At 63.4% G+C, this 25228-nt stretch carries 31 protein-coding genes and 1 tRNA gene; 9 read left to right on the top strand and 23 right to left on the bottom strand.

The window, feature by feature from the left end; all coding sequences use genetic code 11:
* Window positions 1-14 precede the first annotated feature (14 nt).
* The 4 genes from H2509_RS12680 to H2509_RS21080 all read right to left on the bottom strand — a co-directional run bounded on the left by H2509_RS12680 (window position 15) and on the right by H2509_RS21080 (window position 3223).
* Window positions 15-1616 (bottom strand): carboxyl transferase domain-containing protein, encoded by a 1602-nt coding sequence (locus H2509_RS12680; protein WP_408022677.1) that lies wholly within the window; start codon window positions 1614-1616, stop codon window positions 15-17.
* A 217-nt stretch (window positions 1617-1833) separates the two neighbouring features.
* A complete protein-coding gene (locus H2509_RS12675) occupies window positions 1834-2481 on the bottom strand; it encodes a glutathione S-transferase family protein (RefSeq protein WP_182165920.1) in 648 nt (215 codons plus the stop codon).
* A 70-nt stretch (window positions 2482-2551) separates the two neighbouring features.
* On the bottom strand, window positions 2552-2941 hold the full coding sequence (locus tag H2509_RS12670) for a rhodanese-like domain-containing protein (RefSeq protein ID WP_182166101.1): 390 nt from the start codon (window positions 2939-2941) through the stop codon (window positions 2552-2554).
* 147 nt (window positions 2942-3088) lie between these two features.
* A complete protein-coding gene (locus H2509_RS21080) occupies window positions 3089-3223 on the bottom strand; it encodes a hypothetical protein (RefSeq protein WP_268925985.1) in 135 nt (44 codons plus the stop codon).
* Window positions 3224-3576: 353 nt separating this feature from the next.
* Here H2509_RS21080 and H2509_RS12665 point away from each other — a divergent pair, with 353 nt between their 5' ends.
* Window positions 3577-4335: a DUF599 domain-containing protein gene (locus tag H2509_RS12665; RefSeq protein WP_182165918.1), complete on the top strand. Its 759-nt coding sequence runs from the start codon at window positions 3577-3579 to the stop codon at window positions 4333-4335.
* Here H2509_RS12665 and H2509_RS12660 read toward each other — a convergent pair.
* The 3 genes from H2509_RS12660 to H2509_RS12650 all read right to left on the bottom strand — a co-directional run bounded on the left by H2509_RS12660 (window position 4218) and on the right by H2509_RS12650 (window position 7389).
* Window positions 4218-5462, bottom strand: a complete 1245-nt coding sequence (locus H2509_RS12660) for an adenylate/guanylate cyclase domain-containing protein (protein ID WP_182165915.1) — start codon at window positions 5460-5462, stop codon at window positions 4218-4220. The genes H2509_RS12665 and H2509_RS12660 overlap by 118 nt on opposite strands.
* A 297-nt stretch (window positions 5463-5759) precedes the next feature.
* On the bottom strand, window positions 5760-6560 hold the full coding sequence (locus H2509_RS12655) for a YdcF family protein (RefSeq protein WP_182165913.1): 801 nt from the start codon (window positions 6558-6560) through the stop codon (window positions 5760-5762).
* Window positions 6561-6567: 7 nt separating this feature from the next.
* On the bottom strand, window positions 6568-7389 hold the full coding sequence (locus tag H2509_RS12650; RefSeq protein ID WP_182165911.1) for an aldo/keto reductase: 822 nt from the start codon (window positions 7387-7389) through the stop codon (window positions 6568-6570).
* A gap of 128 nt (window positions 7390-7517) precedes the next feature.
* Here H2509_RS12650 and H2509_RS12645 point away from each other — a divergent pair, with 128 nt between their 5' ends.
* Window positions 7518-7889, top strand: a complete 372-nt coding sequence (locus H2509_RS12645; protein WP_182165909.1) for a globin domain-containing protein — start codon at window positions 7518-7520, stop codon at window positions 7887-7889.
* A 181-nt stretch (window positions 7890-8070) separates the two neighbouring features.
* On the opposite strand, the gene H2509_RS12640 is transcribed toward H2509_RS12645, so the two are convergent.
* Window positions 8071-8685, bottom strand: coding sequence for an ATP-dependent Clp protease proteolytic subunit (locus H2509_RS12640; protein ID WP_182165907.1), 615 nt, complete (start codon window positions 8683-8685; stop codon window positions 8071-8073).
* A gap of 233 nt (window positions 8686-8918) precedes the next feature.
* Here H2509_RS12640 and H2509_RS12635 point away from each other — a divergent pair, with 233 nt between their 5' ends.
* A complete protein-coding gene (locus H2509_RS12635; protein WP_182165905.1) occupies window positions 8919-9275 on the top strand; it encodes a hypothetical protein in 357 nt (118 codons plus the stop codon).
* 6 nt (window positions 9276-9281) lie between these two features.
* Window positions 9282-10076: a hypothetical protein gene (locus tag H2509_RS12630; RefSeq protein WP_182165903.1), complete on the top strand. Its 795-nt coding sequence runs from the start codon at window positions 9282-9284 to the stop codon at window positions 10074-10076.
* A gap of 770 nt (window positions 10077-10846) precedes the next feature.
* Here the strand turns inward: H2509_RS12630 and H2509_RS12625 are convergent.
* From H2509_RS12625 to H2509_RS12575, 11 genes are all read right to left on the bottom strand, one after another.
* Window positions 10847-12022, bottom strand: a complete 1176-nt coding sequence (locus H2509_RS12625; RefSeq protein WP_182165901.1) for an isovaleryl-CoA dehydrogenase — start codon at window positions 12020-12022, stop codon at window positions 10847-10849.
* Entirely contained in the window at window positions 12019-12285 is a 267-nt protein-coding gene (locus H2509_RS12620) for a hypothetical protein (RefSeq protein WP_182165899.1), read from the bottom strand. Before H2509_RS12620 ends, H2509_RS12625 begins: the two co-directional genes overlap by 4 nt.
* Before the next feature lie 25 nt (window positions 12286-12310).
* Window positions 12311-12730: an acyl-CoA thioesterase gene (locus tag H2509_RS12615; RefSeq protein WP_182165897.1), complete on the bottom strand. Its 420-nt coding sequence runs from the start codon at window positions 12728-12730 to the stop codon at window positions 12311-12313.
* On the bottom strand, window positions 12727-13200 hold the full coding sequence (locus tag H2509_RS12610) for a PaaI family thioesterase (RefSeq protein ID WP_182165895.1): 474 nt from the start codon (window positions 13198-13200) through the stop codon (window positions 12727-12729). Before H2509_RS12610 ends, H2509_RS12615 begins: the two co-directional genes overlap by 4 nt.
* Window positions 13200-13619, bottom strand: a complete 420-nt coding sequence (locus H2509_RS12605; RefSeq protein WP_182165892.1) for a MerR family transcriptional regulator — start codon at window positions 13617-13619, stop codon at window positions 13200-13202. The genes H2509_RS12610 and H2509_RS12605 overlap by 1 nt, the downstream gene beginning before the upstream one ends.
* 86 nt (window positions 13620-13705) lie before the next feature.
* Complete coding sequence (locus H2509_RS12600; protein WP_182165890.1) at window positions 13706-14320, bottom strand: GH25 family lysozyme; 615 nt, start codon at window positions 14318-14320, stop codon at window positions 13706-13708.
* Between the two features lie 23 nt (window positions 14321-14343).
* Window positions 14344-14769 (bottom strand): VOC family protein, encoded by a 426-nt coding sequence (locus H2509_RS12595; RefSeq protein ID WP_182165888.1) that lies wholly within the window; start codon window positions 14767-14769, stop codon window positions 14344-14346.
* Between the two features lie 29 nt (window positions 14770-14798).
* Window positions 14799-16247 carry a magnesium transporter gene (gene mgtE, locus H2509_RS12590; RefSeq protein ID WP_182165886.1) on the bottom strand — a complete coding sequence of 483 codons (1449 nt, stop codon included), beginning with the start codon at window positions 16245-16247 and terminating at the stop codon, window positions 14799-14801.
* Between the two features lie 174 nt (window positions 16248-16421).
* Window positions 16422-17705, bottom strand: coding sequence for an adenylate/guanylate cyclase domain-containing protein (locus H2509_RS12585; RefSeq protein ID WP_182165884.1), 1284 nt, complete (start codon window positions 17703-17705; stop codon window positions 16422-16424).
* A 258-nt stretch (window positions 17706-17963) separates the two neighbouring features.
* A tRNA-Leu gene (locus tag H2509_RS12580) sits at window positions 17964-18048 on the bottom strand.
* A gap of 162 nt (window positions 18049-18210) precedes the next feature.
* Entirely contained in the window at window positions 18211-18477 is a 267-nt protein-coding gene (locus tag H2509_RS12575) for a FliM/FliN family flagellar motor switch protein (RefSeq protein WP_182165882.1), read from the bottom strand.
* A 129-nt stretch (window positions 18478-18606) separates the two neighbouring features.
* Here H2509_RS12575 and lipB point away from each other — a divergent pair, with 129 nt between their 5' ends.
* Window positions 18607-19308: a lipoyl(octanoyl) transferase LipB gene (gene lipB, locus H2509_RS12570; protein WP_182165880.1), complete on the top strand. Its 702-nt coding sequence runs from the start codon at window positions 18607-18609 to the stop codon at window positions 19306-19308.
* Between the two features lies 1 nt (window position 19309).
* Here lipB and H2509_RS12565 read toward each other — a convergent pair whose 3' ends face one another.
* From H2509_RS12565 to H2509_RS12550, 4 genes are all read right to left on the bottom strand, one after another.
* On the bottom strand, window positions 19310-19585 hold the full coding sequence (locus H2509_RS12565; protein ID WP_182165878.1) for an acylphosphatase: 276 nt from the start codon (window positions 19583-19585) through the stop codon (window positions 19310-19312).
* Window positions 19586-19659: 74 nt separating this feature from the next.
* On the bottom strand, window positions 19660-20085 hold the full coding sequence (locus H2509_RS12560) for a gamma-glutamylcyclotransferase family protein (protein WP_182165876.1): 426 nt from the start codon (window positions 20083-20085) through the stop codon (window positions 19660-19662).
* 53 nt (window positions 20086-20138) lie between these two features.
* Window positions 20139-20549, bottom strand: coding sequence for a type II toxin-antitoxin system death-on-curing family toxin (locus H2509_RS12555; protein ID WP_182165874.1), 411 nt, complete (start codon window positions 20547-20549; stop codon window positions 20139-20141).
* Between the two features lie 377 nt (window positions 20550-20926).
* Window positions 20927-22939 (bottom strand): acetyl-CoA carboxylase biotin carboxylase subunit, encoded by a 2013-nt coding sequence (locus H2509_RS12550; protein WP_182165872.1) that lies wholly within the window; start codon window positions 22937-22939, stop codon window positions 20927-20929.
* 236 nt (window positions 22940-23175) lie between these two features.
* Between H2509_RS12550 and H2509_RS12545 the strand changes: the two genes are divergently transcribed.
* The 4 genes from H2509_RS12545 to H2509_RS12530 all read left to right on the top strand — a co-directional run bounded on the left by H2509_RS12545 (window position 23176) and on the right by H2509_RS12530 (window position 24898).
* Complete coding sequence (locus H2509_RS12545; protein WP_182165870.1) at window positions 23176-23640, top strand: hypothetical protein; 465 nt, start codon at window positions 23176-23178, stop codon at window positions 23638-23640.
* Between the two features lie 153 nt (window positions 23641-23793).
* On the top strand, window positions 23794-24153 hold the full coding sequence (gene folB, locus H2509_RS12540) for a dihydroneopterin aldolase (protein ID WP_182166099.1): 360 nt from the start codon (window positions 23794-23796) through the stop codon (window positions 24151-24153).
* A gap of 185 nt (window positions 24154-24338) precedes the next feature.
* A complete protein-coding gene (locus H2509_RS12535) occupies window positions 24339-24551 on the top strand; it encodes a hypothetical protein (RefSeq protein WP_235974905.1) in 213 nt (70 codons plus the stop codon).
* 29 nt (window positions 24552-24580) lie between these two features.
* Entirely contained in the window at window positions 24581-24898 is a 318-nt protein-coding gene (locus H2509_RS12530) for a hypothetical protein (protein ID WP_209001942.1), read from the top strand.
* Window positions 24899-25228: the final 330 nt, after the last annotated feature.

Here is a 25228-nt window from a genome sequence, read left to right as displayed (position 1 = left end):
GGTCCTGCCCGCCGTTACATGCGGAAGACGCCGAAGCGGGTTTCGGGAACGGGCGCGTTGAGCGCCGCGGAAAAGGCGAGGCCAAGCACCCGCCGCGTTTCCTGCGGCAGGATGATGCCGTCATCCCACAAACGCGCCGAAGCGTGATAGGGATGCCCCTCTTCCTCGTACCGGGCGCGGATCGGCGCCTTGAAGGCCTCTTCCTCTTCCGCGCTCCAGCTTCCGCCCTCGGCCTCGATATTGTCGCGGCGCACCGTCGCCAGCACGCTTGCCGCCTGTTCGCCGCCCATCACCGAGATGCGCGCGTTGGGCCACATGAACAGGAAGCGCGGCCCGTAGGCGCGCCCGCACATGCCGTAATTTCCCGCGCCGTAAGAGCCGCCGACGATCACCGTGATCTTCGGCACCCTGGCGCAGGCGACCGCGGTCACCAGCTTCGCGCCGTCCTTGGCGATGCCGCCGGCCTCATATTCGCGCCCCACCATGAAGCCCGTAATGTTCTGCAGGAAGAGCAGCGGAATGCGACGCTGACTGCACAGTTCCACGAAATGCGCGCCCTTCAGCGCGCTTTGCGAGAACAGGATGCCGTTATTGGCGACGATGCCGACTGGAATGCCGTGAATGCGGGCGAAGCCCGTGACCAGCGTGGTGCCGTAATTGGCCTTGAACTCGTCCAGTTCCGAACCGTCGACGATGCGGGCGATCACCTCGCGTATGTCATACTGCTTGCGCAGGTCCACCGGCACCACCCGATCGAGATCGGACGGATCCACCAGCGGATCGCGCGGCTCGGCGATGGCGATGTCGGGTGCCTTCACCGTGTTGAGGTTTGCGACGATGCGGCGGGCCTGCGCCAGCGCCTGGTCGTCGTCGATAGCATAGTGATCGGCCACGCCCGAGATCTTGGCATGCACATCGGCCCCGCCGAGATCCTCAGCCGACACCACCTCGCCGGTCGCCGCCTTCACCAGAGGCGGGCCAGCCAGGAAGATCGTACCCTGGCGGCGGACGATGATCGTCTCGTCGGACATGGCCGGCACATAGGCCCCGCCGGCCGTGCAGGAGCCCATGACGACGGCGATCTGCGGGATGCCCATCGCCGACATGTTGGCCTGGTTGAAGAAGATGCGCCCGAAATGGTCGCGGTCCGGGAAAACGTCCGTCTGGTTCGGCAGGTTGGCGCCGCCGGAATCCACCAGATAGATGCAGGGCAGCCGGTTTTCCATGGCGATTTCCTGCGCGCGCAGGTGCTTCTTCACCGTCATGGGATAGTAGGTGCCGCCCTTGATCGTGGCATCGTTGCACACGATCATGCAGTCGCGTCCGGACACACGCCCGATCCCGGTGATCAGGCCCGCGCCGTGGATCGCGTCGTCATACATGCCCTGCGCGGCGAGCGGCGATAGCTCCAGAAACGGGCTCCCCGTGTCGAGAAGGCGGGCAACCCGCTCGCGCGGCAGTAGCTTGCCGCGCTTCAGGTGCCGCTCGCGCGCCCGCTCCGGTCCGCCAAGCGCGGCCTCGGCGCGCCGGGCGCCGAGATCCTCCGTCAGGGCTGCCCACGCAGCGCGATTGGCCTCCGCCTCCGGCGAATGCGACGTCAGGCTCGTCTGCAGGATTGCCACGTCACCCCTCCCCGATCATTTCCGGGCCGGATCGGTTCCGGCTCCGCCCTCATCAACCGACTTTGCGCGCGTCCCGTCAACGGCTTCCGCGGCAAGGGCGAACCACCATTGCCGTGACGCGATTTCGCGTGACACTGTATGACGTTTACGTTTTAGTCAACAGTGGAAACATTCCACTTTATTTACAAACGTTTGTCAGAAGGCAATCCGGCTATTCCACCTCGTCCGAGTGCACCACCCATTCCTCGCGCGAAGCCGCGTCGCGCCATTCGAGCATGTATGGATGGTCGTAGACCGCTTCCGCATAGGCCTTTTCGATAGGCCCGAGCGGCAGGTCGTAGGCAAGGAAGCGGTTGACGACGGGCGCATAGAAGCAGTCGGCGGCGGAAAAGGCGCCGAACAGGAATGCGCCGCCATCGCCGAAGCATTCCCGCGCCTCGCGCCAGATCGCGCTGATCCGTTCGATGTCTCGTGACGCATCGGGCGGGTTCTTGCGCGCCTGCCCGTGCCTGCGGAAATTCATCGGATAGCCGCTGCGCAGCGCCATGAAGCCGGAATGCATTTCCGCCGTGATCGCGCGGGCATGGGCACGCGCGGCCCTGTCCTTCGGCCAAAGCCCTGCATCGGGGTAGGTTTCGGCCAGATATTCGACAATCGCCAGCGAATCCCACACCGTGATGTCGCCGTCGATTAGGGTCGGCACCTTGCCTGCCGGCGACAGGCTGCGCATCGTGGCGGCGAATTCCGGCGTATCCAGCGGCACGAGTTCTTCCTCGAACACCTCGCCGGTCAGCCTGACCGCCAGCCATGCCCTGAGCGACCAGGACGAGTAGGTCTTGTTGCCGATGATGATCCGCATGTCCGGCTCCATGAAGGTTTCGTCCGCGCGGCGGCGCGGCGTGATGGATTTCTATCTGAAGCGAAAGCCCTCAGCTCTCGTCCTTCTCGATCGGCAGGCCCGCATCGCGCCAGGCCGAGAAGCCGCCGTCGATATGGGCGACGGGTTCCAGTCCCATGTCCTGAACGGCCTTGGTCGCCAGCGCCGATCGCCATCCGGCGGCACAGAAGAAGACGAAGGTCTTGTCCTCGCCGAAGACCGGCTTGAAATAGGGGCTTTCCGGATCGACCCAGAATTCGAGCATGCCGCGCGGCGCATGCAGCGCGCCGGGAATGCGCCCTTCCCGCTTCAGTTCGCGAATGTCGCGCAGGTCGACGAACACGACGTCGTCGCCGCCGAACCGGGCCCTGGCCTCCTCAACGCTCAGCGTCGTGATTTCGCCGAGCGCCTCGTCGAGAAGCGCCTTGTATCCCTTCTTCATGGCTGACGGCACGGCCTGCCTCCCTGATCCCGTTTGCGGCACGAGACCACTTCGGGAGGACGAATTCAAGATCGCTCGGGACTGTTGAATCAAAAAGGGTGCGGTTTCCCGCACCCTCTTGAAAAGCCTGATCTATGAGGCGGTCGCTTATCGGATCGCGACTGCGGCCGTCTGGGCCGCGTCTGCTCCACCGAACAGAAGAATGAGCGACAGTGCACCTCCAAGGGCCAGCACGGTCCAGGCCGCGATACCCCAGCAGGACTTCTGAACATTCTCGTCCATGAAAACCCTTCACAGTGATGATCGAAGGACTGCCCCCAAGAAGGGTGTCCCTCGCGGACGGCGCCCCGTTGGAACGCCCATTGCCGTCCGTCATGCGGCGGAGAATTAAGGACTTATCAATCTTTTCGCAAGCGCGAAAAACGCAAGCCTTCCCCTCACGTCATGCATGGCGGAAATATGACAGCGCGCGGATATCCACGATTTCCGGCCTCCCGTCCACGCATTTTTGCAGTGCCGCAATTCACAACTTTTTCATGAGTCCCCGTGGCGTGGCCGCACTTGAGGCATTACCGGCCATGCAGACGCGTTATCCTCGACTGAAAACATCATCCTCAGCCGACCCGGAGTCTGAAATGGACATCTTCTCGTCCGCCGACTATCTCGCCCTCGGCTGGTTCCTCGCCGCATGGCTCGGCTTCAACGCAATGATCGACCTTTCGCCGCTGAAATCGGCCACCCTTTCGGCGGCCATGGACGATCATCGCCGCCGCTGGATGACGACGATGAGCGAGCGTTCGGTGCGCATCATGGATGTCGGCATTCTTGGAGGGTTGCAGCAGGGCACAGCCTTTTTCGCCTCCACCGCCCTGCTGGCGATCGGCGGCTGCTTTGCCTTCCTCAACTCCACGGAGCGGGTGCTGCAGATCGCCGGCCACCTGGGCCTCAAGGCGAGTTCCGCGCCGGTCCTGTGGGAGGCGAAAGTGCTGGGTCTCACCGTGATCTTCGCCTACGCCTTCTTCAAGTTCGGCTGGTCCTACCGCCTCTTCAACTACACCACGATTCTGGTGGGAGCGACGCCCGAGGCAACCGCCGAAACACGGGAAAACGCACGGCTTTTCGCCGCCGAGGCCGGCGACCTGATGGTGCAGGCCGGCCGCCATTTCAATCGCGGCCAGCGAGCCCTGTTCTTCGCTATCGGCTATCTCGGCTGGTTCGTCGACCCGCGCCTGTTCGCGGTGACGACGCTCGCGATCCTGCTCGTGCTGATCCGCCGTCAGTTCTTTTCCAGGGCGAGATCGGCCGCGCTTTCCGCGCACCAACTGCCGTCCTCGCCGAGCATCTTCAGCGTCGGCACGAAGATCGACACCGGCTCGTCGAACCCCTTCACCTGATGGTGTCCCCTGAAGCCGGCATGGCAGTGCATCATGTCGGCGATATGCTCGGAGACCAGGATATCGAGCTCCAGATCGCGCGACAGGCCGGCGATCCGTGACGCGAGATTGACGGTCGGACCGATCACGGTGAAGTCGAGCCGGGATTCGCCGCCCACATTACCGAAGAACACGTCGCCCGCATGCAGACCGATACCGACACGGATCTTGCGGGCCGCATCCGAGCATTTGCGGTTGACGAGCGCGATCTTCTCCACCGCGTCGCGGGCGGCCAGCAGCGCCTGGCGCGAGGCCTCGCGCGCCGTCGCTTCACATGTATACGGGAAGACGGCCATCACCTCGTCACCGATATATTTCAGCACCTCGCCGCCATGTTCCTCGACGGCGCTGGTGATGGCACCGAAATAGCTGTTCAGCAGCTCGACGAGCTGTTCCGCCGGCAGGTTGTTGGACAGGCGCGTGAAGCCGCGCAGGTCCGCGAAGCCGACCACGGCGGAGATCGTCTCGCCCTCGCCCCGCTTGATCGTGCCTTCCAGCACGCGCTTGCCCGCGCGCCGGCCCACATAGGTGTCGAGCATGGTACGCGCCGAGCGCTTCAGCGTCTGCAACTCGCAAAGCATGCCCAAAGGACGCACAACCGTCTCGAGCACCGCGACATGCGTGGCCGTGAAGCCGCCGGGCTCCTTGGTCGCCGCTGTCAGCACCTTCGTCGAGCCGTCCGAAAACGGCATCGGCAGGGCGACATAATCGGTGTAGCCGGCCGGCCGCAGGTCCGCGACGATGCCGAACTCGCCCGGCTCCTTCTGCGGCGTCACCCGGGCACGCACCGTTTGCTTGTTCTGGTAGACCACCTTCAAGGGGCTTGCGTCATAGGCCTTTTCAAGGTCCGGAGAGGCCTTGTAACGGCGCAGTTCCGTCTCGCCGTCGGAGGTCCACAGCGCGCTTTCCGCCCGCACGATCGGGTGCAGGATGCCGATGCTCGTCGCAAGCCTGTCGACGGGCACGCCCGCCTGGCGCAGGCGGTTTCCGAGCTGACCGATCAGTCGCACCGGATTGTCGATATAGATCGCCCCGTCATGCAGCCATTCCACGACATCGGCGACAATCAGGGATGCGTTGATAGTCATTTCGTCCGTTCCCCAGCAGCGTCCCGTAACCGGATCAGGCATTCCGGATGCAGGCCGCTCAAGATCAAAATTCAAAACCAGTATCAGCGGCAATAGGCCGGGCGGACCGTCTATCCTTACCCGGCAAAGGCTAGATAAGGCGGCGGTCACAAACTTGGAAGGTTGCAGTGCAACAAAAACCGCTGACTTCGGCGTGAACGAACTGTTTCCGCCACACGGACACAGTGTACTGCCGATAGCAGGAAAGGTCTTGCAATCCGGTTTCCGAAAAGGCGGTAAAGCGGAGAAAATCGCGCCCTATTCGCCGGGTGCCGGGAAAATCGCGCTGCTTCGCCCGGACAGCCAATAGGCGGCAAGGCCGATCCACTCGCGAACAGCCTGGTCGAGCCGCGTCAAACCCATCGAGGCCGAACGGAACCAGCGTGCCCTGTCTTGCGGACCGCTTGTCTCCCAATCGACCGGATAGGCAATGATCGTCTCCCATCCGGCCTTTCGGAAGGTACCGACGGCGCGCGGCATATGGGCGGCCGAAGTGACGAGCAGCCATGTCTCGCCGGGTTTCGGCTTGGCCAAGGCATGGGACTCATTGGCATTCTGCCAGGTATCGAGCGACCGCCCCTCGATCTCGATGCGGGCCGGATCGACACCAAACTCCACCAGGAGCCTCCTGGCGATCGCAGCCTCGCCTTCGTCCGGCTCGCGTCCGGCCGTGCCGCCGGACAGCAGGATGCGCGCTTCGGGAAACCGCGCGGCAAGCCTCGGAATGACCATCACCCGCTCCGCCGGCCTCTCGATACCGGGAAAGCTTCTGCCCGCGCTCGACAGCGTATCGATCGCCCCGCCAAGCATGACAATGCCATCGATCCTTTCCGGCAGGCTGTGCGGTGTGGGAAAGCGCTCTTCCAGTGGCAGCATCAGCCAGTTGGCGAGCGGCGAGAAGCCGCCGACGAAAAGGCCCAGCGCAGCAACGGCGATTGCCGTCAGGCCGAAGCGTCGGAGCCCGACCGGCAGCAGGCAAAGCCCGGCAACCAGCAGCAGGACCAGGAAATTCGACGGCCTGAGCAGGAAGAACCCGAGCTTGGCAAGCGCTGCGAACACCTGAGGCTCAGTCCCACGTGGGCGACCAGTCGGGGTTCGTCTGGCGGCCTTCGCGGCTGCCCAGCGCCGAGATCTCCTCCATCTCTGCTTCCGTCAATTCGAAATCGAGCGCGCCGAGATTTTCGGCAAGCCGCCTGCGCTGCGACGTCTTGGGGATGGCCACGACGCCTTCCTGCTGGATCAGCCAGCGCAATGCCACCTGGCTTTCCGTCCGCCCGTGCTTTTTCGCGATGTCGCGGATCACCTGCGCCTCGCTCACCTGCCCGCGCGCGATCGGCGAATAGGCGGTCAGGGCCATACCGGTGCCGCGGCAGACCTCCAGCACCTCCTTTTGCGACAGGAATGGATGGTACTCGACCTGGTTCGCCACCAGTTCTCCTTCGGCGTGCTCCTGTGCTTCCGCCGCCATGCGGGAGGGAAAGTTGGAGACGCCCGCCGCGCGTATCCAGCCGCGCTCCTTCAGTTCCATCAGCCCCGCGATCGACTCCTTCAAAGGAACTTTCGGGTTCGGCCAATGGATGAGGTAGAGATCGACATAGTCCAGTCCCAGCCGGTCGAGGCTTTCCTCGCAGGCGCGGATCATGCGTTCGGGATCGAGGTCGTCGTACCAGACCTTCGTTGTCACGAAGATCGCCCCTCGATCCACGGAAGCCGAGCGCAGGCCCGTGCCGACCGCGGCTTCGTTCTGGTAGATCGCCGCCGTATCCAAATGCGTCCACCCCTCTTCGAGCGCCGCCTTGACGATATCGCGGCAGACTTCACCCGAAAGGCGCCAGGTGCCGAGACCAAGCGCGGGAATCGCGGTGTCCTTCACCTTGACGGTTTTCATCTCTCATTCCTCTTCGGATTTATCCCGACGCGCACCGGTAAAAATGCCTAACGTGATCGGGGTCACAGACCGGAAGCCCCTCCGAAGTCTATTCCTGTTGGCGTCGATCGCACAACGGAGGGAGCGCGATGACCCTGTATCTCAGACTTGGCGGCAGGCCGGCAATCGAAGCGGCGGTATCCTCGCTTTTGCGCCGCCTCAGGGAGGACAGCCTGTTCGCCGGTCAGCCGCATTCGCCGCTGAGAACCTGCCCGCGCGAAGGCCTGACGGAGTTTCTTGTCTATATCTTCGCCGGCTCGCCCACCTATGAGGGCCGCGCGCTTGGCGAAGCCCATGGCGGGCTTTTCCTCGACACGCCGCGCTACGACCGTTTCGTCGACCACCTCGTTTCGATCTTCAGCAACGACGGCACCAATGCCCGCATCGCCATCGAGGCGCGCTACGTGCTGGAGCGGGTTCGCCCCTTCGTGCTGAATTCGCCGCAGGTCATCGAGGCCTGACTTCGGGCTTGCGATACAGCCTTCGCCGCCCCCGTCCGGTTGACGGGGCTTCGCCCCTGCCGCGTCATCCGGCATCGGGCACAGGCCGAACGGAAGCCCCGCCCGGCGGGGGTGGCGAGCCTGCAAAAAAGGGCGGAAGCGGCAGCCCGCTTCCGCCCTTCGCATTGACCGGACGCGCCTGTCAGTCCAGATCGCGCACCGAATTGGCGATGCGGCCGACGAGGCCGTATTCGATCGCCTCTTCCGGCCCCATCCAGTAGTCGCGGTCGGTGTCCTTTTCGATCCGCTCCATCGGCTGGCCGGTCGCCTCGGCGAAAAGCTTGTTCAGCCGGTCGCGCATCTTCAGGATTTCGCGCGCCTGGATCTCGATATCGGTCGCCTGGCCGCCGGCGCCGCCGGACGGTTGGTGCAGCAGGAAGCGAGTGTTCGGCGTGCAGTAGCGCCGCTCCTTCGGCACGGAGATGTAGATGAGCGCGCCGGCGCTCGCCACCCAGCCCATGCCCAGAATTCGCACTTCCGGCGAGATGAAGCGGATCGTGTCGTGGATCATGTCGCCCGATTCCACGTGGCCGCCGGGCGAGGACACGATCACGGTGATCGGATCGTTGGAAACCTGCGCCAGCGCCAGCAGGCGGGCGGAAACGTCACGCGCCAGTTCCTGCGTGATCGGGCCGGTGATCAGCACCGTGCGCGCCTCGAAGAGATGCTTGTCCACCTGGATCGATTGCGGCGTCTTGGTCTTTTCTTCCTCTTCTTCGTCGAGGCGGGCTGGCACGCGGCTTTCGGTATTCTTCATGTCGAGGGTCTGCTCCTGTGGACGGGCATCGCCGCCCGGAGGCGACGGGAATCTCACCCCATACTTATGCGATCAAGGCGCGGCTCGCAAAGGGCGATCTTGCGAAAGGGAAACGGAGTGCCGCGATCCACCAAGCGCATTTCAGGACTTCAGCAATTTATCGGTTCAACCCTTTGCCTTCTTGACCTCTGATTGCGACGAAAAGTAAAGTTCCGCTTGGGGGAGCATCATTTATGACCACACAGATTGACCGTCAAAACGATTCCCAGATCGACAAGGTCGTCAAGCTCATTCCGGCGGAAATTGCCGGTGCGCTTCTGGCGATCAACGGCCTTGTGCCGGACACGGCGCCGGAATGGGTGATCCTGTCCTTCGCCGCCCTGTTATTTTTACTTACCTACTTCTATCTCACCAAAATCCGGATGATGACGGACATCTATCAGGTCGCCTTCGTCTGCCTGATCGCATACCCCCTTTGGGCCACCAACATCATCGCCTTTCGCTTCGATCTGCTGTTCTCCCACGCCTATGTCATTTCCTGCCTGCTGATCGTCGCGAGCCTCGTTCCGCCCTTGATCTTCAGGGATTGACGCACCATGAGCCCATCCCGGATAACCCGTTTCCTTCCGGCGGCAGTGTGCCTCGCACTTGCGGCGCTCTTGCCCGCGCAAGGCCATGCCGCGGTCAGGCAGCACCGCACCACCTTCATGGAGAACACGCCGTTCGCCTCCGTTGCCGTCGTCGATGCGCCGACGACCCGCAAGGCTCAGAGCAAGCCCTATGTGCTTTTGCCGGAGCAGGCCGCCAGTTGCATATCGGTCAGCCGGCGCAAGCGTGTCTTTCTCTATCTCAACCACTATTTTCCCGAGCGGGTGGGCGACAGCGGCTTCTTCATTGTGCGCATCACGGCTCCGCAGGGCGACGCGGACACGATGGTGCACGCCTTCCGCAACAGCGGTTGGGTGAAGCTTGAGAAAGAGGAGGAACTGCGGGAGTTCGCCATTCCCGAGGGCACGGACGTCCGCTTCCCGGACCTGCGCGCCGCGTATCGCCAGGCACCTGCCGAGATCGCGCCGATAGACCGGGCGAAGGAAATCAACGAAATGCTCGGCGGCGATTTCCATGCCAGGCGCGCCGGCAGCCTGACCGTCAGTGCGGCCGACACCGGACTGTTCCGCAACGATCCCGGCGATATCGCCAAGGTCTGGCACTATCTCATCGCCTTCAAGGCGACGTCCTTCCTCAACAGCAATGCAAGGCCGATCTTCAATTTCGAGCCGCTGCCCGGCATCGATACCTATGAGGTGGAGGTCGCAAGCGACCACTCCTTCGTCACCGACACGGCGCATCTGACAGTCAAGGTCGGCGCACCCTGCGAACGGACAGAGTAGCGGATCGATCGACGGAGCGGACAGCCGACTGCCAGACCAGGCCGCCGAATGGACGCACCACCCCTCCCCGCGTCTTCGCCGGGCCGAGACCCGGCGATCCAACGGGCGTCGGCAAGAGATGCACACACCGCATGGATGCGCGGGTCAAGCCCGCGCATGACGAACAGAGAGGTTGCGGCGGTAAAGCAGTTGCACACGCTGTCATGCTTGCGCCAACGTGCCCGCAAGCTCTGTCATGCCCGGCCTGACCGGCATCCGGTAACCACAAAGGCCGGAGATCCAGTCACTGTTGCAGGCGGTTACTGGTTCCCCGCCTGCGCGGGGATGACACCTGAGTTTGACGCAACCGGTCTGCCTGACTCAGGACCGTCGAATGAACACACCACCTCTCCCCTCGTCTTCGCCGGGCCGAGACCCGGCGATCCAATGGGCGGCGGCAAAGGACGCGCACGCCGCATGGATGCGCGGGTCAAGCCCGCGCATGACGAACAGAGAGGTCGCGGCAGTAAAGCAATTGCCGAGGCTGTCATGCCCACGAAGGTGGGCATCCAGTAGCCACCGGCGCCGGGAACCGAGCTACCGAGGCCTGTGTCTGCTGGATCCCCAGCCAGGCCGGGGATGACACCGAAGTTTGTGGCAAGGGCCCTGCCCAACCCTCAACCGTCATGCCGGACAAGCAAGGCGCAGCCGAGCACCGATCCGGCATCCGGACATCGGCGCGGGCGAAAGCCCGCTCCTTGCAAGAGCGAGCAAGCGCTCCGACAAGCGCCTCACGCCGTCTTGTTGAACAGCTCGCGGCCGATCAGCATGCGGCGGATTTCGCTCGTGCCCGCGCCGATCTCGTAGAGCTTGGCGTCGCGCAGCAGGCGGCCGGTCGGATACTCGTTGATGTAGCCGTTGCCGCCGAGCAGCTGGATGGCGTCAAGCGCCACCTTGGTGGCGTTTTCCGCCGCATAGAGGATCGCGCCGGCGGCGTCCTCGCGCGTCGTCTCGCCCCGGTCGCAGGCCTGCGCCACCGCATAGACATAGGCGCGGGTGGCGTTCATCTGCACATACATGTCGGCAACCTTGCCCTGCACGAGCTGGAAGGTGCCGATCGCCTGGCCGAACTGCTTGCGCTCGTGGATATAGGGGATCACCACGTCCATCGCCGCCTGCATGATGCCGATGGAACCTGCGGCAAGAACCGTGCGCTCGTAGTCGAGGCCGGACATCAGCACGTTGACGCCCTTGCCGACCGCACCGAGCACGTTTTCCTCCGGCACCTCGCAGTCCTGGAACACCAGTTCGCCGGTCAGCGAGCCGCGCATGCCGAGCTTGTCGAGCTTCTGGGCAACGGAAAAACCCTTGAAGTCGCGCTCCACCAGGAAGGCGGTGATGCCGCGCGGGCCGGCATCCGGGTCCGTCTTGGCGTAGATGATCATCGTGTCGGCGTCGGGCCCGTTGGTGATCCACATCTTCGAGCCGTTGAGGATGTAGCGGTCGCCCTTCTTCTCGGCCTTCAGCTTCATGGAAACGACGTCGGACCCGGCACCCGGCTCCGACATGGCGAGCGCGCCGAGATGCTCGCCCGAGATCAGCTTCGGCAGGTAGCGCTTCTTCTGCTCTTCAGTACCCCAGCGGCGAAGCTGATTGACGCAGAGATTGGAATGAGCGCCGTAGGACAGGCCGATCGAGGCGGATGCCCGCGACACTTCCTCCATTGCCACGCAGTGTTCCAGATAGCCGAGGCCCGAGCCGCCCCACTCCTCCTCCACGGTGATGCCGTGCAGGCCAAGCTCGCCCATCGCCGGCCAAAGCTCCTCGCGCGGGAACCAGTCCTCGCGGTCAATGCGGTCGGCAAGCGGCGCAATATTGTCCTGCGCGTAGGACTGCACAGTGTCGCGCAGAAGGTCGGCGGTCTCGCCGAGGTTGAAATTGAAGGCCGGTTGCTGGTTCGGGATCATGTTGCACCTGAATTTCTATTTTCCGGTATCGCCTGAGCGGCTTCACGTAGACGTTCGGCAAATGTGCCGTTGACCTGGATTTCCAGGTTGTAGGCCTGGATGGCTGTCGCGTTGACGCTTCGCCAATTCTGAAAAGGCGTGTCGACGGCAGCGTCCTCCACAGGGCCGCGCTGCAGAGCGGCGTTATTCCGCTCCACACCAGCCTCCCATTGGCTCTGTGGTTCTTCTGCCTCTGGCGGCCTGTCAGTTCCGGCACCCGACATTCAATTTCTCCGCGAAACGTTCCTCTCACGCCGCGAACAGCAGGCCCGCCCGCTCCGCGATTTCAGGCGCAAAGGCCACCGCCTTGCGCAACCGCGTGTCGAGGTGAACGGCGGTCAGGTCGGTCGTCGCCGCCACCGCGCCCGTTTCGACATTGGTCATTTCATGAACGAAGCGGATGACCTTGTCCTTCAGCTCGACGATCCGCGTGCGGATCTCGACCACGTCGCCGGCCATCAGCTCGCGCTTGTAGGAAATATGCTGCTCCACCGCCGCCATGCCGCGCTCCGCCGAGGTCAGCGCGCTGCGGGTCAGGCCCAGCGAAGAGAAGAAATTCCAGGTCGCCTCGTCGAATTTCGACACGTACCAGGCGACGTTCATGTGCCCCATATGGTCGCAATGCCAGGGGTAGACCGCCCCCTTGTAGGTCAGTTCGCCGCCGGTCATCTCCGCCCCTCCCCGGCTCTGCCGTCATCCGACATTCCGGCCATCTGCATCATGGTGAATAGCGCGGTCGCCACATGCCTCTCGCGTCCGTCCGTGATGCCGTAGACGTCGCCCCGGCAGATGGTCAGCGTGCGGCCCGGCTTGATCACCCGGCCGCGCGCGACCAGCCTGTCGCCCATCGCGGGCGCCAGCAGGTTGATCTTCAGTTCCGTCGTCAGCACGCTGGAGCCTTCCTCGAACAAGGAATAGGCGGCATAGCCCGCCGCGCTGTCGGCGATCGTCGTGGTGACGCCCGCATGGAAGAAGCCATGCTGCTGGGTGAGTGTGGAATCGTAGGTCGCCTCGATGTCGACCTCGCCCGGCGCCAGATGCGTCAACCGTGCGCCGATATGCTCCATGAACGCCTGCCGGGCGAAGCTGTCCTCCACTCTCGCCCGCCAGTTGCCGTCGCGCGGTTCGAACGCTGCCATCACGCCTTTTCCCTGCTTCCGCGCGCAAACGCATCCTGGCTCAGTCCGAGTTCCCGGATACGGGCCATGCAACCTTCCTCCACCTCGTCGAGTTCCGCGAGCGTCAGGTCGATGTCCTTGCGCTTGTCCAGGAGTTCGGCGCGGCGGCTCTCGATGCGCTGAAGCAGCAGCGATATCTGCCCCGCCTCGCCCGGCGCCTTGTCGTACATGGTGATGATGTCGCGGATTTCGGCGAGCGAAAAACCCAGCCGCTTGCCGCGCAGGATCAGCTTGATCCGTGTGCGGTCGCCGGGCCGAAACAGCCGTTGCCGACCCCGCCGCACCGGTTTCACCAGCCCCTCGGCCTCGTAAAAGCGCAAGGTGCGGGTGGTGATCCCGAATTCCTGCGTCAATTGCGATATCGTGTAATAGGGCTGCATCCGATCCTCCGCCGGAAACAGTGATTTACCTTTACGTTTTAGTCAATAGAATAATTTTATACGTTTATAATCATATGGATGACACCTTAAGCCACCAGTTCCATCACCGAGACACGCTCGCAGATGCGGTTGCGGTCGACATGAGCGTCGATGCCTTTCACCTGCCCCTTGTCGTCGAACTGCCAGATCGTCCAGTCGGCGCAGAAGTCAGGCTCCGTGCCGATGGAGCGCAGCCACAGGGGACGCGCGGTACCGCCTTCGGCGATATCGGTTCCCTGCAGGTAGCGCCGGTGGAAATCACGCGTGGTGTAGATCATCGCCGGACGGCCTGCCTGCGCCTCCACCACCGTGAGCCAGGCCCGGATTTCCGCCAGCAGTTCGGCGCGGGTGGGCAGGTCGTCCTCACTGCCGAGGATTTCCAGGTCCAGCGCCGGCGGCAATGTTGCCAGCATGGCGGTTGGCACCGTGCCGATGAAGTTTTCCGCCTGCACGATGCCCGGCCGGCGGTAGGAGAAGACGTGATAGGCCCCGCGCGGCACGCCGGCGATCCGTGCGCCCTGCCAGTTCTCGGCAAAGCGCGGGTCGCAGAAATCGCCGCCTTCGGTCGCCTTCATATAGGCAAAGGCGACGCCGTCACTTTCCACCGCGTGCCAGTCGATCTCGCCCTGATGGTGGGAGACATCGATGCCGATCTTCGTCATGACGCCTGCTCCGTGGTTCCGGTTCAGACATAGTTCGGCCAAAGCGGCGGGGCGGCAAGTTCCAGCACGTTGTTGTCGGGGTCGCGGAAATAGAGGCTGGTGCCTCCCGCCGGCCAAACGACCTCACTGATGATATCGATACTGGCCGCCGCGAGATAGTCCCGCCACGGCTGAAGATCCCGCCCCGCGATCTTGAAGGCGAAGTGGCTCGGTCCCTCGCTGTGGTGGCCGGGCACCACGCCGCCGGGCGTTGCGATATCCTCTGCGGTGAAACCGCGGCGAAAGACCAGCAGCGTCTCGCCGGGCGCCGCGTCATAGGCAAAGAGCCGCTCGCCCTCGACCATGCGCTTGAGGCCGAGCACGCCGTTGTAAAAGGCATGCGCCCGTTCCAGGTCCTCCACATAGACGGAAGTTTCGAGAATGCCGCCGATCGGCGGTGGTGCGGACATTCGCTCCTCCCTCGGGTTCGCGGGAAGGATCAGAATGGCAGACCGAACCACAGGGCGGCAATGCCGAGGAAGGCGAAGAAGCCGACCACGTCCGTGACCGTCGTCACGAAGACGCTGGAGGCGATTGCCGGATCGACTTCCAGCCGCTCCAGGATAATGGGGATCATCAGGCCGGCCAGGCCGGCGAAGAGCTGGTTGACGATGATTGCCGTCCCGATGACGAGGCCCAGGCCGGGGTTGGCAAACCAGACCCCTGCAACGAGGCCCATCAGCAGGGCCAGCGCCACGCCGTTGAGAATGGCGACCAGCACCTCGCGCCTGAGCACCCGCCAGAAATTGCGCGAGCCGAGTTCCTGCGTGGCGATGGCGCGCACGGCGACCGTCATCGTCTGGGTGCCGGCATTGCCGCCCATGGAAGCGACGATCGGCATCAGCACGGCCAGCGCCACCATCGCCTCAATAGTATTTTCAAACAGCGAAATGACGACGGAAGCGAGGACGGCGGTCGCGAGGTTGACGATCAGCCAGGTCAGCCGCGAGCGGGCGATGACCATCACCGTGTCGGAGATTTCCTCGTCGCCCACACCGGCCAGCGCGCGCAGGTCTTCTTCCGCTTCTTCCTGGATCACATCGACGATGTCGTCGATGGTGAGCACACCGACAAGGCGCTCGCCTTCGTCGACCACCGCCGCCGAGACGAGATTGTAGCGCTCGAAGAGGCGGGCCACCTCCTCCCGATCCTCGGTGGCCGCCACCGCCTGGCGTTCCTCGGTCATGATCTTTGCGATCTTGCGGGAGCGCTTGGTGCGCAGCAGCTTGTCGAGCGCCACGGCGCCGAGCAGGCGGAAGGCCGGGTCGACCACGTAGATCTCGTAGAACGTATCCGGCAGGTCGTGGTCTTCGCGCAGGTGATCGATCGTCTGGCCGACGGTCCAAAAGGGCGGCACGGCGATAAAGTCCGTCTGCATCAGACGGCCGGCCGATTCCTCCGGATAGTCTAGCGAACGCTGCAGCTGGATGCGGTCGGAAAAGGAAAGCTGGTTGAGGATCGCCGCCTGCTCTTCCGGCTCCAGATCCTCCAGAATGTAGACGGCGTCGTCCGAATCGAGCTCGCCGATACCCTCGGCGACATCCTCGGCCGGCAGCTGGTCGATGAGCTTGACGCGGACCGCCTCGTCGAGTTCGGTCAGCGCCGCGAAGTCGAAGTCGCCGCCAAGCAGCTGGACCAGCCGTGGCCGGTCGTTTTCGCCCAGCGCTTCCAGAAGATCGCCGAGATCGGCTTCGTGCAGGTCGCCGGCAAGCTCCCGGACGGCGGTCTCGTCGCCCGCCTCGATCGCGTCTTCGACCTTCTGCAGGAAGGCGGCGTCGATCCGCCCCTCCTCGTCACGGACGGGGATCGCCTCGGGCGCGTCAGCCGGCGCGTCGACGATGTCGGTCTCCGTCACGGTCCCCTCCGCTTGCTCAAGGTCGATCGACATTCAGGATTCGCGTGTGGTACCGGCCACACTTAGCGGCCCGCCTTTCACGGGACAAACGAATTCTCCGAATTTGAAGCTGACTTCCCGAGGTTTCGCGGGCGGGTAACGCCGGTGGGAAACGGGGCCGCTCGCATGGAGAATTGCCCGGCCGAGATTCGGTTGAAACCAGTCGCCTCAGGCGCCCGATCCGGCCCGGTTCAGATGAAGCTCTGCAAACATCGCCTGGTTGGCGAGGAGGCCCTCCTCATCGGATGAATATTCCCGCTTCAACCTGCTCAGGAAATACATCGGGAACGCCATACCGTCCTTGCAGAGGACACCACCCCTCTCCTCCGCTTCGAAACAGGGGCTTACATGCCCCCATACCTCCTGTGAGAGATTGATCCGGTTCGGCTGGCTGGCGGCCTCGCAGGCCGCGGCCAGATTCACCGCGTCTCCCCAGATGTCGTAACTGAAGCGGCTCGTGCCCACCACTCCGGCGATCAGCGGGCCGCAATGGAGCCCGATCCGCAGGTCGAAGAAAGGCAGGTGAAGCCTTTCGCGCTCCCGGCGAATCCTGCGGCAGGCTTCCATGATCGAAAGCGCAGCGGCGCAGGCCCTTGCCGCGCTATTTTTCACAGGCTCCGGAACCCCCGCCACCGCAAGATAGGCGTCGCCTATCGTCTTCACCTTCTCAAGGCCGAACGCGGCAATCGCCCGGTCGAATTCGGAGTAGTACCTGTTCAGCAGCGCCAGCAACGCCGCCGGCTCCGTATGCCGCGTGAAATTCGTGAACCCGCAGATATCGGCGATCATGACGGTGGCGGAGGGAAAGAATTTCGGCTCCACCTTTTCGGTCTCTTTAAGTTCGCGGGCAATCGGCTCGGGGAGAATGCGGTGCAACAGTTCTTCCGAGCGCCTTTTCTCATCCGCCAGATCGCGGTGTGCCTGGTCGAGTTGCGCCATCGCGCGATCGAGTTCCAAGATCCGGCGGCGGTGCTCCAGCAATCCGACCACCTGGTGACCCAGCCTGCGAAGGCTTTCCGCCTTCTCGAAGGTCAGCTGATGCGGCTTGAAATCCATCACGCAGATGGTTCCCAGCGAATAGCCCTCAGGCGTCACCAGCGGCATGGCGGCATAGAAGCGGAAATGCGGATCGTTGACGACGAAATAGAACTCCTTGAAACGCTCGTCCTGCTGCAAGTCGGGTGAGACCACGAGGTCGGCACCGCAGATCGTGACTGAACAGAAGGCGATTTCGCGCGGACAACCCTCCAGGTCATCCGGCAGCCCGTATTTCGCCTTCATCCAGAAACGGTCGTCCTCGATGAACCCGACATAGGAGACGGGACATTCGCAAATCTCCGCGGCAAGTTCGCCAATCTCATCATAGGCGACTTCCGGCGGCGAGTTCATGATGTGGTAAGAACGAACGGCCTCGTTTCTCTCGGTTTCGTTTTCGGGCATCGGGTAGGGCATTTGCGCCTCGTGGCACTGGCGGGCACGCCTACTGGATCATCGACAACTACTGAGGCCGGTTGCGTGGCGCGAAACCGCAGATATCCGCACCTGTCATCAAGTCCCCGGCAACGCCAGTTGAGAATGCCCGGAACTCGATCATCAGGTTCCTTCCGCCATCGCGCGCTGTCAACTGCCGCCCCGTTGCAAGCCGTAAACGCAAAAAGCCTCCGAGGGCATTGCCACTCGGAGGCTTTTTGAAGCGAGGGATTTCAGGAATGGTGCGGTCGAGAAGACTCGAACTTCCACGGGTTGCCCCACAGCGACCTCAACGCTGCGCGTCTACCAATTCCGCCACGACCGCGATTTTCCTTCCGCCCGCACCCCTCGGCGCGGCGGAGCCTTCCTCTAGCAAATCGGATTCTGCCGCGCAAGGGGCGCGAGCGAAGATATTCACATGGTGGAAGAAAACCGGCAACGGCTTGCAATTGCCGCGAAAGGACACTGCCGGACGGGCGGCAAATTCTCAGATCGGTCCCTCGCCGCGCGTCGGGCGCTTCTCAACGCCGCGGCGCAGGATTTCGGTCACCGAGATGCCGATCCGGTCGCCCTGCAGCACCACTTGCCCGCGCGCCACCGGAACGTTGTTGGCAAGGATTTCGACGTCGTCGTCTTCATGTGCCGCCAGCTCGATAACGGCGCCGCGGCCCATGCGCAGCAACTGATGGATCGGCATTTCCGACTTGCCGAGAACGACGGATATTTCGACCGAGATGTTATCGAAGGTGGCCATTCATTCTTTCCGCCGCTATTGGATGGTCTTGCCATCGTCCCGGGCACGATGCGCTGCAGTGTCGGGTACCCAGTTCGCCCTGCTTCTGGTTAACAAAGACTTAACCCTCTCGCAAAACGACAGACTTCGATGAACGACCGCGCCTCGCTCCCGATCAATTTCCTCGGCTCCGACGATCTCCCGCCGGTCGAGTGGGTCATTTCCGACGAACCCGTCGGCTATGAGGAGGCTGTAGCCGAGATGGAGGCTCGCGTCGCGGCGATCGCGGAGGGCAAGACAGCCGAGCGGGTATGGCTGCTGGAGCACCCTCCCCTTTATACGGCAGGCACAAGCGCCGAGACGCAGGACCTGCTCGCGCCCGACCGCTTCCCCGTCTTCAGGAGCGGGCGCGGCGGACAATACACCTATCACGGGCCGGGCCAGCGCGTGGCCTATGTCATGCTCGACCTGAAGCGCCGCCAGCCGGACATACGCGCCTTCATCGCGGCACTCGAGGACTGGATCATCGGCTCGTTGTGGAATTTCCATGTCCGCGGCGAGCGGCGGGAGGATCGTGTCGGCGTCTGGGTCCGCCGTCCGGACAAGGGCAGAGATATCGAGGACAAGATTGCGGCAATCGGCATCCGCGTTCGCCGCTGGGTCAGCTTCCACGGCATTTCGCTGAACGTGGAGCCCGAACTGGAGCATTTCTCCGGCATCGTGCCCTGCGGCATCGACCAGCACGGCGTCACCAGCCTCGTCGATCTCGGCCTGCCGGTCACCATGGCGGAAGTCGATTCGATCCTGAGGGCGGAGTTCGAGCAGCGCTTCGGGCCGACGATCCGGGTATAGGCTACACCGTCGCAATCACCTCGAACGCACCATCGACGGGTGCCGCGTCGCCCAGGATCAGAACCTCGTCCACCCTGGCGCCGGCGGGACCGACATGGGCGGCGGTGAGAACCGCCTCGACGGCGCCTTCGGAGCCGCAGAGCACGGCTTCGACCTCTCCCGTGCGCCGGTTCCTCACCCAGCCGCTCAGATCCTGCGCCGCTGCCGTTCGCGCGAGCCAGGCGCGAAAGCCGACGCCCTGCACCCGACCCGATATGGATACATGCACCGATCTCATGTCGCGGTCCGTATCGCGCGGAAGGAAAGCGTCAGTCTAACCTCTGGACGGCGGCGGCGCAGCCTCTTTGCGCATCAACGCCTGTTCCAGCTTTCCAGTTCGGCCACATAAACCTCCGGCAGCCCCCACGCGCGCGCCGCCGGCAGCACGACGCCGTTGAAATAGGAGGGGTTTGGCCTGCCCTGTGTCCGGTTCGTACCGATATAGACGAGCGCCCTGCCGCCACCGCCGGGACGTGCGATCGGCATATGCACCTTCTCGTACCAGCCGCGCTGCACGCCCTCGTAGCGGTCGAGCGCGCGGACATGGCCGAGTGCCAGCTCCCACAGCACGCCATGAACCGTCGAACCCGGCCGGCGCTCTATCGAAGCCCAGCCGTCACCGGAGATGACGAACCGCCACCCCCGCAGCAGAGCCACGCCCTGCGCTTCCGCGCCCGGACAGCGGGAAGCCATTTCCTCCCGGCTCATATTCGCACCATAGGAAAAATAAAGCGGCATGGGGCGTCATTCTCCGAGACGAAATTCAGACAAAACATCGGAGTAAAGACTGCCTAATCCTGTCCAATCCATTCCGCGTGGCGTTCGAGGTGGCTAGCCAGCTCCTCAGTCGTGATCCGGCCGGATACCAGGTTTTCGATGGGCTCGGCAAAAAATCCGGACTCCGGTTCGCGAAGACCGATGCCATTCAGCTCCAGAAAGGTAACCGCGGCGAGGAAGGCGATCCGCTTGTTGCCATCAACGAATGCATGCGCCTTGCCGATCCCGAAAGCATATTCCGCCGCAAGGACCGTCATGTCGTCTTGCCGATCATAGAGCCACTTGTTCCGGGCTCGCGCGACGCCGCCAGCAAGATCGTTGCGTTTCGCAGGGTAAGGCGTCACGGAATGACGGGGGAATAGTTCGCCCACAACCTTCGCCAATCGATCGAGATCCGCTAGTTCGAGCCACACCGGCTCATCCATTCTATTCGCCAAGCCTTTTCAGCGTCTCAGCGTGGCGTTCGGCGGCCCCTCTCGCGATATCCTCGACGGCACGCTGCCGCTGTCCTGTCTCTCGGCGGCGCGCAGCTTCCTTCGCGGAAAATTCAGGCCGCTCAGGATGATCTTTATCGCCGTGGCGGCGGGCACCGTCCCGCCGACCGTTCCTTGCGCCGTCCACTATATTCACCATGACGGACTCCCAGAATGCCATTTGCGATCATGGGGAACAGTGCCGCAAAACGCAACATTGGTCACATTTCATCGACAACCCTTGCAGACACAGGGCATACCTATTCGGAACGGTCCGGGCGCCGCATGTGTTCAGCAAATCCTTCCGGCATAACAATCAGACCGATCGCTTACTCAAACTCCATGATCACCGCGTCCACGGCAAGGCTGTCGCCGGCAGTGGCGTTGATCGCGGAAACGACGAGGTCGCGCTCGGCGCGCAGCACGTTTTCCATCTTCATCGCCTCGACCACGGCGAGCGTTTCGCCCGCCTTCACTTCCTGGCCGACTGCGACATTGACGGACACGACCAGGCCCGGCATCGGGCACAGCAGCATCTTGGAAGTATCGGGCGGCAGCTTGACCGGCATCAGCTTGTCGAGCTCGGCGATCCGGGGCGTCATCGCCTTTGCGACCACGGAGTAGCCCTGCCAGTCGAGCCGGTAGCCGTTCTGGATCGGGCGCACCTGCACGGTCACTTCCTGAGAACCAACGCGGCCCTGCCACAATCCGTCGCCCGGACGCCAGTCGGCAACCACCGTTTCCACCGCGCCGCCATCGACCGAGATATCGAGCTCGACCGGCGTGCCGGGATAGCCGGTGACGATCTTCGCCGGCAGGTAGCTGTCATCGAGACGGACGACCCAGTCCTCCCGCACCGCGCCGGAATGCGGGCGAAGACGCCCCGGTAGATGGTCGAGGCGCTCGCGGCGCAGCGCTTCCATGGACAGCGCCACGGCGGCCAGCACCCGCTTCGCCGCATCGTCCGGGTGAGCGGGTGCGAAACCGTCGGGATATTCCTCGGCGATGAAGCCGGTCGACAGCGCGCCGGAGCGCCAGCGCGGGTGCTTCATCAGCGACGTCAGGAACGGCACGTTGTGCTGGATGCCGTCGACCACGAAGCCGTCCAGCGCGTCGCCCATCGCGTCGATCGCCTCCTCGCGCGTCGGCGCATGGGTGATCAGCTTGGCGATCATCGGATCGTAATACATGGAAATCTCCGAGCCCTCGGAGACGCCCGTGTCGTTGCGAATGGTCACGCCATTGCTGGTTTCTTCAGCCGGCGGGCGATAGCGCACCAGTCGGCCGATGGAGGGCAGGAAATTGCGGTAAGGGTCCTCCGCGTAGATGCGGCTCTCGACCGCCCAGCCGTTCAGCTGCACATCGCTCTGCGTGATGGACAGCTTCTCACCGGCCGCGACGCGGATCATCTGCTCGACCAGGTCGATGCCGGTGATCAGTTCGGTGACGGGATGCTCCACCTGCAGGCGGGTGTTCATCTCGAGGAAGAAGAAGGACTTGTCCTGCCCGGCGACGAATTCGACGGTACCGGCGGAATCGTAGTCGACCGCCTTGGCGAGCGCCACCGCCTGCTCGCCCATCTTGCGGCGCGTTTCGGGATCGAGCAGCGGCGACGGCGCCTCCTCGATCACCTTCTGGTTGCGGCGCTGGATGGAGCATTCGCGCTCGCCCAGATAGATCGCATTGCCGTGCTTGTCGCCCAGCACCTGGATTTCGATGTGGCGCGGGTTCTGGATGAACTTCTCGATGAAGACGCGGTCGTCGCCGAAGGAGGATGCCGCCTCCGACTTCGAGCGCACGAAGCCGTCGCGCACTTCCGCAGCGTTCCAGGCGACGCGCATGCCCTTGCCGCCACCGCCAGCCGAAGCCTTGATCATGACGGGATAGCCGATCTCCTCGGCGATCGTGACCGCCTCATCGGCCGTTTCGATGACGCCGAGATAGCCCGGCACCGTCGAGACCCTGGCTTCGTTGGCGAATTTCTTCGATTCGATCTTGTCGCCCATCGCCTCGATGGCGCGCTTGTTCGGGCCGATGAAGACGATGCCTTCCGCCGCCAGCGCTTCGGGAAACGCCGCGCGCTCGGACAGGAAACCGTAGCCGGGGTGAACCGCTTCCGCGCCGCTCGCCTTGCAGGCGGCGATGATCTTGTCCATGACGAGATAGGACTGGGCGGCCTGCGGCGGACCGATATGGATCGCCTCGTCGGCCATCTCCACATGCATCGCGTCGCGGTCGGCATCCGAGAAGACGGCAACCGTCTTGATGCCCATGCGCCGCGCGGTCTTGATGACGCGGCAGGCAATTTCTCCGCGATTGGCGATCAAGATCTTGGAAAACATGCGACAGGCGCTCCCGGAAATGGCGAAAACGATACCCCCTCGGCCCGCTCGCCAGATCATGCGATGTGGTACTGCCGGAGGGTCTTTCGCTTTTTAGGCCCTGCCCGAAGGCCCCGCAACTGGTCAAAGGGACGAGCACGGGAAACCGGCCCGCCTCGCAATGTTCAAAGGTACGAAACATGAAATATTAGGAAAGTGCGGCAACACTCTCCCGGCTTCACGAGACCGGGGAGACGATGATCAAGCGACCGATCCTTGCCGGCCTGTTTCTGGCCCTGGCCTTTGCCTCTACCTGCGCTGCCGCCGAGGACGATCCCCTCGGCTTCTGGGAACACAACACGGTCTCCGGCGTCGAGCGTTTCCGCGTCCACATCCAGGCGAGTTCCAGCTTCACGATCTGGTGCAAGAAGATGCAAGACGGTTACGCGGCGATCCTGGACATCGACATCGACGGCCGCTCGGCGCCTGCCGATCAGCTCATCCATGTCGTCTTCGATGGCGCGCTCTTGAAGCTGCGCGCCGACAGCGAAGGCAACATACGCATGAACTGTCCCTATTGCGCAGACCAGATGACCTGGATCTGGGGCAAGCTCAGGAGCGGTCGCACCCTTCAAGTCGCTTTCGACGACGATCGCTATGCCGCCTTCGGCCTGACCACCGCTCCAAGCGTTCTGGGCCACGCGGTCTGCACCGGGAAATAGCCGGCGGCTTGCTCTCCGCCCTGTTTGCGATGGTGGCAGCCCTTGCGCGCGCACCCTGTCGAGCCTAAAGACGAGGCACGATCCGGCCCGATATGGGCAAGATCGGACAGGATGCGACAGAAAAAGCACTGATTTCGGCAAGGCATGACGGCAATGGACGCCATCCATCTGGAAGACCTCGCATTTTATGCGTTTCACGGCCTTCACGAGGAGGAGGCCCGCCTCGGCCAGCGCTTTCACGTCGACCTGACCTGCTGGCTGGATCTCGACAAGGCCAGCCGCACCGACGAATACGCCGATACGGTCTGCTATGGCTCGCTGACGAAAGCGGTCGAGGAAACCGTTACCAAATCGCGCTTCTACCTGATCGAACGACTGGCCGGCGCCATCGCGGAAACGGTACTGGCCGCCGACGCCCGCATCCAGAAAGTACGGGTACGCGTGCACAAGCCCGGCGCGCCGCTGCCCATCGCATCCGGCCGCGTCAGCGTCGAGATCACCAGGGAGCGCTGAAGCGGGGCGCCACCCGAAAACTTACGTTAGGTTTAAACGGAAGCCGTTTCGCCCTATCTTGGATACGGTCAGACCTATCGGGGTTCCGGATGGGCAAGCATCTTCGCCGGGCAGCGTTTGCGGCCACCGCTTTGCTTTCTACCGTGCCAGCCGCTTTCGCCGCACCGAAAGCCGATACCCGAAAATTGACCTGCTCCCAGGCGCAGGCCCTGGTCAAGTCGTCCGGCGCGGTGGTGCTGACGACCGGGAACGGGCTCTATTCCCGTTTCGTCGCAAGTGCCGCCTATTGCGTCGATTTGAACCCCGCGCTCAAGCCTGAATTCGCCCCGACCCGTGACAATGCGCAATGTTTCGTCGGTTACGGCTGCCGCGGACGGCCGACCCGGGGCAACGATTAGCTGAGCCCGCGCGGCCGAAAGGAGGTTGCATGACTGGGTTTTCGAGGAAGGCCGGAGCGATGATCGGCATTGCAGCGATTGCGGTCGCGATATCCTTTAGCATCGCTGAAGCCGCCCGACCCGATACGCGGCGGATGAGCTGCGCGGCGGCCCAGAACCTGGTTCGCCAATATGGCGCCGTCGTCATGACCACCGGCCAGTACACCTATTTCCGCTTCGTCTCGAATGTCGGTTATTGCGACCCCTGGGAACAGCTTCGTCCCAAGACCGCCCCGACGAAGGACCACCCGAAATGCATCGTCGGATACGAATGCGCGGAGCCCCTCTTCCCGTTCTGGGATGACTGATCGAATTGCCCTAGGCGTTTGATTCTGGGGCGATTTCTTATCGACAGGATGATCCCATCCGGTCGGAAAGCGCCCTGTTGGCGGCTGTCATCCCCGCGCAGGCGGGGAACCAGTAATCGCTCGTGTCAGCGGCTGAATCTCCGGCCACAATGATTACCGGATGCCCGGTCGAGCCGGGCATGACAGAGTGTGTGGCTACTTCTCCGCCGCAACCCCTCGCTTCGTCATACGCGGGCTCGACCCGCGTATCCATGCGGCGCCAGCATATTTCGCCGTCGCTCAATGGATCGCCGGGTCTAAGCCCGGCGATGACGAGGGGAGAGGCTGTGC

The organism is Stappia albiluteola, assembly GCF_014050225.1.
Taxonomy (GTDB): domain Bacteria; phylum Pseudomonadota; class Alphaproteobacteria; order Rhizobiales; family Stappiaceae; genus Hongsoonwoonella; species Hongsoonwoonella albiluteola.
The sequence above is the reverse complement of the archived record's forward strand: the minus strand, read 5'-3'. Positions and strand labels throughout refer to the sequence as shown.